We start from the raw sequence: 457 nt of genomic DNA, 5'->3' as shown, positions 1-457 counted from the left end.
GAAATACGCACTCGATCAACCAGGACCGCGTCGCGCGGAGTGATCACGCACCTTTTATCTTTTTCATATTTTGTCCAGGACAGACACATGACTCAAGTCGCCAACACGCCTTACGAAGCCCTTGAAGTAGGTCAGAAAGCCAGCTACAGCAAGACAGTCCAGGAACGTGACATCCAGTTGTTCGCGGCCATGTCCGGCGATCACAACCCGGTCCACCTGGACGCCGAATACGCTTCCAAAACCATGTTCAAGGAGCGCATCGCTCACGGCATGTTCAGCGGTGCACTGATCAGCGCGGCAGTGGCGTGTGAGCTGCCAGGCCCGGGCACCATCTACATCGGCCAGCAGATGACCTTTCAGAAGCCGGTCAAACTGTGTGACACCCTGACGGTGCGTCTGGAAATTCTCGAAAAACTGCCGAAATTCCGCGTGCGCATCGCGACCCGCGTGTTCAATC

General features: G+C 56.0%; 1 protein-coding gene. It reads left to right on the top strand.

The window, feature by feature from the left end:
* Positions 1 to 87: 87 nt before the first annotated feature.
* Positions 88 to 457, top strand: a 370-nt coding sequence (locus EE949_RS12785; RefSeq protein ID WP_164666763.1) for a MaoC family dehydratase, incomplete at its 3' end; no start/stop codon positions are given.

The sequence above is a fragment of the Pseudomonas viridiflava genome (assembly GCF_900602065.1).
Taxonomy (GTDB): Bacteria; Pseudomonadota; Gammaproteobacteria; order Pseudomonadales; family Pseudomonadaceae; genus Aquipseudomonas.
Note: the sequence above shows the minus strand (reverse complement) of the source record. Positions and strands in the feature narration are given on the sequence as shown.